At 34.7% G+C, this 4489-nt stretch carries 5 protein-coding genes; all 5 read left to right on the forward strand.

The genetic code is table 11. From position 1 onward, the window contains the following. Positions 1-796, forward strand: a 796-nt coding sequence (locus tag CAT7_RS11790; protein ID WP_007725901.1) for a helix-turn-helix domain-containing protein, incomplete at its 5' end; no start/stop codon positions are given. After that, positions 789-2237, forward strand: a complete 1449-nt coding sequence (locus tag CAT7_RS11795) for a RecQ family ATP-dependent DNA helicase (protein ID WP_007725902.1) — start codon at positions 789-791, stop codon at positions 2235-2237. The genes CAT7_RS11790 and CAT7_RS11795, both read left to right, overlap by 8 nt. Positions 2238-2298: 61 nt before the next feature. Next, a complete protein-coding gene (locus CAT7_RS11800; protein WP_007725903.1) occupies positions 2299-2904 on the forward strand; it encodes a LysM peptidoglycan-binding domain-containing protein in 606 nt (201 codons plus the stop codon). 90 nt (positions 2905-2994) lie between these two features. Then, positions 2995-3672, forward strand: a complete 678-nt coding sequence (gene cmk, locus CAT7_RS11805) for a (d)CMP kinase (protein ID WP_007725906.1) — start codon at positions 2995-2997, stop codon at positions 3670-3672. Positions 3673-3775: 103 nt separating this feature from the next. Continuing rightward, positions 3776-4489: S1 RNA-binding domain-containing protein (locus CAT7_RS11810; RefSeq protein WP_007725908.1), on the forward strand; the 714-nt coding region annotated here is incomplete at its 3' end.

Genomic DNA, 4489 nt, shown 5'->3' on the forward strand with positions numbered 1-4489 from the left:
TGAAGTAGAAAACTATTTTTCAAATCATTTTTATCCAACAAATTTAAATCAGTTGACCCAAGGGAAAGAAACTAAAGAGTTTTGGAAAAAAGTATTATTTTTAACTCAAGTTCTTTCAGAATTGCGGTATAAAAATAAGCGTTATTTGCCCATTGATAAAGAGTTTAAAACACAGCTTTGGGTAAAAGAGTGGTTAAAGAGAAGCCCATTAGATAAACAAGAACTGGCCATTTCATATGGAAAAGAATGGGTTCAAGTGTTAAAAGAAATGGATTCATTTGATGCAGAAATAATTGTGTCACAATTAACGGGACATGCAAAATTTGGCAAAACAAGTACCCAAATAGCAACCAAATTAGGAATTGAACCAATGGAAGTAGCCTTTCTTCTTCAACATGCTATTAGTCAATTAATGGATAAAATTAATAATAAAAAAGAGTCCTATCCGTTGTTTTATCTGATTTATCAAGAAAGCAGTGGAGATCGATACAGTAGTCTTAGTCAAAGTACTAAATTAACCGCTCATTATTTAGAAAATGGGCGTTCTATTGAAGAAATTGCTATAAAAAGAAAATTAAAGGTGAACACCATTGCGGAACATGTGATTGAATTAGCTATTATCTTCCCGGATTTTGAAGTAGCAAGATTTATACCTCGTGATGAGTATGAACGATTGAATGCACTTTTTAATCGTCATGAAGCAATAAGCTATGAGGAATTGGTAGTAAAAATGCCTCGTGTTCCTTTTTCATGGTACCGTTTGATTCAAGTTGAGAGGAGTCGTACCTTTGAATAATAAAGAACTCATAAAAAGAAATTTAGAGAATTATTTTGGGTATAGCTCTTTTAGAGACGGGCAGGAGGAAGCAATATTGGCAGCTCTAACAGGCAAGCACACATTGGTCATGCTGCCAACAGGAACGGGTAAGTCCATTTGCTACCAACTGACAGGCTATTGTTTAGAAGGGCTTGTAGTGATCGTTTCCCCATTGTTATCTTTAATGCAAGATCAAGTAGAGCAACTAAAATTAAATGGTGAAAAAAGAGTCGCTGCTATTAACAGTTTGATGGATGCGCACGAAAAAGAATGGGTATTAAACCACTTAATTGATTATAAGTTCATCTTTCTCTCACCGGAGATGCTGCAACAGGAATACGTCATGTCTTGTTTAAAAAGAGTCCCGATTTGTCTTTTTGCAATTGATGAAGCCCATTGTATCTCTCAATGGGGGTTGGATTTTAGACCTGATTATTTAGATTTAGGTCTGATTCGCCAACAATTAAATTTCCCATTAACAATGGCTTTAACCGCTACCGCTACGAAACAGGTCAGAGAAGAAATTTTAACGTCATTGCAAATTGATGATGAAAATACAAAACAGATTGTTTATTCCGTCGACCGATCTAATATTGCTTTTTCGACCATTAATTGTGAGCGTGATAAAAATCAGCAATTAATAAATCATATTCAAAAATTAAAGAAACCAGGAATTATTTATTTTTCTAGTAAGAAAACGGCCGATGAAATTGCTGAATTGATTCGCAGTAAAACAGGTATCGTGGCTGAAAGTTATCATTCAGATGTAGCAGCGGAAGACAAAATTAAAATCCAGCAACAATTTGTTCATGATGAGATCGCTATTATTTGTGCGACGAGTGCTTTTGGGATGGGAATTAATAAAAGTAATATTCGATTTGTCATTCATTACCATTTGCCAGGCAGTCCAGAGGCCTATTTACAAGAAGTTGGACGCTGTGGCAGAGATGGAGAACCAAGCTTAGCGCTTTTATTATATGAATCGGGAGATGGCATAATTCAATTACGTTTACAAGAATATACCTTGCCAACTATTGACATGTTGGAATATGGTTATAAAAAAGGCGTGATACCAGAAGGCAGCTGCAGTCCTACCCAAAAGCAATTAATAGAAAATTATTTAAAAGCTAAAATACCGATTGATGCTGCTAAAAATCAAGTGAAGAGTAGAACGCTTTATAAACAACAGCAATTATATTACATGATCGATTATGCTGAAACCTCAAGTTGCAAAAGAGCTTTTTTATTGCATTACTTTGAGGAAAAATTGAAGAGTAAACCTAAATGTTGTTGCTCTAACTGTAATTTAGAACTAGCTGACGTTTATGAGAAAGCTGAGTTGGAAAAAGAAACAATAATGATGAAAGAAAAAAATTGGGAAGAAATTTTAACTGAATTGTTTTTAATTGGAAATAAATAAGACAATTCTATGTAAAAATGATACAATAATAATGATTTTGGTTTAGGAGGAGTACTATAAAATGAGTAAAAAAAATTCTAAAAATAACCCTAAAAAAGAAAAAGTCTGGGATCGTAAATTTGATGATGATGATAGTTTAGTGGACGATAAGTATTCTAGAACAGCTAGAAAAAAAGCAAAGAGAAGCGTGCATCCAGTTATAACATCATTAGTAATTTTCTTAGCCTTGATTATTATTTTGCCGACCGCAGCGTATTTTTGGTGGTCTAAGGAAGACAGTGGATCCAATAAAACGCTAAACGCTTCTGAAGAAAGAATGATCATCACAAAAAACAGCAGTAGCGAACTAAGCAGTTCAAAAACAGCTGAGTCAGAAGCAGAATCGGAAGTTTCTTCTGAAAGTACTCAAGAGGAATCATCTGAAAGTGAAGCACCAGAACCAGAAGCACCAGTTGTAGAAGAACCAGAGTCACAAGTAGCAGAGGAACCAATCGTAGAACCTGAACCTGAAGTGGTTGAGGAAACAACGAATACTTATACTGTTAAAGCAGGAGATAACCTTTATCGAATCGCGTTGAACCATAATATGACAACAGATGAATTAAAATCTTTAAATGGTATATCAGGTGATTCGGTCAGTGTAGGAACTGTTTTAAAAGTAAATTAAAAATTAAGTAAAGCCTCATCTTTATAATTGGCGCTAAGGCTAGGGTAACCTAGCCTTTTTAATATGAAATAAGAAAGTAGGACAAAAAAATTGGAAAAAACAATAAAAATTGCAATTGATGGTCCGGCATCTGCTGGAAAAAGTACGGTCGCTAAAATAGTAGCAGTGGAACTAGGTTACATATATTGCGATACTGGAGCAATGTACCGGGCATTAACGTATCAAGCACTGGAAAAAAATATTGCAGTAACAGATGAAGAACAACTCGTAAAATTGTTAAAAGAGATGACAATCTCTTTCGAACCGAATGGTGACAATCAAAAAGTATTTGTGAATGGCCAAGAAGTTACAGATGCTATTCGTTTACCAAATGTAACTAATTTAGTTTCAGCTGTTTCAGCACATGGTGAAGTGAGAGCAGAACTAGTTAAACGACAACAAGAAATCGCTTCGCATGGCGGAGTTGTTATGGATGGTAGAGATATTGGGACTGCCGTATTGCCAACAGCAGAAGTTAAAATATTCCTTGTAGCAAGTGTTGCTGAACGAGCTCAAAGACGCTACAAAGAAAATATGAGTAAAGGGATAGAAACGTCATTAGACGTTTTGCAGCAAGAAATTGCTGAGCGAGATTACAAAGATTCTCATCGTGAAGTATCACCGCTTATCCAAGCTGAAGATGCGATTCTTTTAGACACAACAAGTTTATCTATTGAACAAGTTGCTGAAAAAATCAGACAAATTATCCAAACTAAACTTAAAAAATAGAGTTCTTTTTATCTTTTCAAACGTTTTTGTGGCAATATTTTGAAATATTGGTTAAAATATAAGGAGAAGGAATTTTATTGGCTAGTTATAGGAGGGCAAACATATGACGGAAAATGAAAAAAACCACGAAGTCGAAGAACAAGAATCAATGATGGATGCAATGAACAGTGTTCAAGAAATCAATATTGGTGATGTTGTTAAAGGTGAAATTTTAACTATTCAAGATAATAAGCAAGCAATAGTGGGTATTATTGGTGGCGGAGTTGAAGGGGTCATTCCTAACAATGAATTGTCAGCTGCCCCATTTGAAAACGTAACCGATATCGTAAATGTTGGCGATATTGTTGATTTAATAGTAATTAAAGAGATTAAAGAAAAAGAAAATGGCAGTTATTTGCTATCTAAGCGTCGGATTGATGCTAAAAAAGTTTGGGAAAAAATTCAAAAAGAATTTGATGAAGGAACAATTATTGAAGCACCGGTTAAAGAAGTCGTAAAAGGTGGTTTAGTAGTAGATGTCGGAGTCAGAGGTTTTGTACCCGCTTCTATGGTAGATGTTCATTTTGTAGAAGACTTTTCTAGTTACAAAGGACAAACTTTAAAATTTAAAATCGTAGAAATTGAACCAAGTGAGAACCGTTTGATTCTTTCTCATAAGGCTGTTGTTGAAGCTGAAAACGAAGATAAGAAAAAAGATGTATTGAATCATTTGGTTGAAGGTGAAACGGTAACTGGGAAAATCGCTCGTTTAACAAACTTTGGAGCCTTCATTGATCTTGGAGGAGTAGATGGACTAGTTCACATTTCGCAAATTGCT

The sequence above is a fragment of the Carnobacterium sp. AT7 genome, assembly GCF_000171855.1.
GTDB classification, from domain to species: Bacteria; Bacillota; Bacilli; order Lactobacillales; family Carnobacteriaceae; genus Carnobacterium_B; species Carnobacterium_B jeotgali.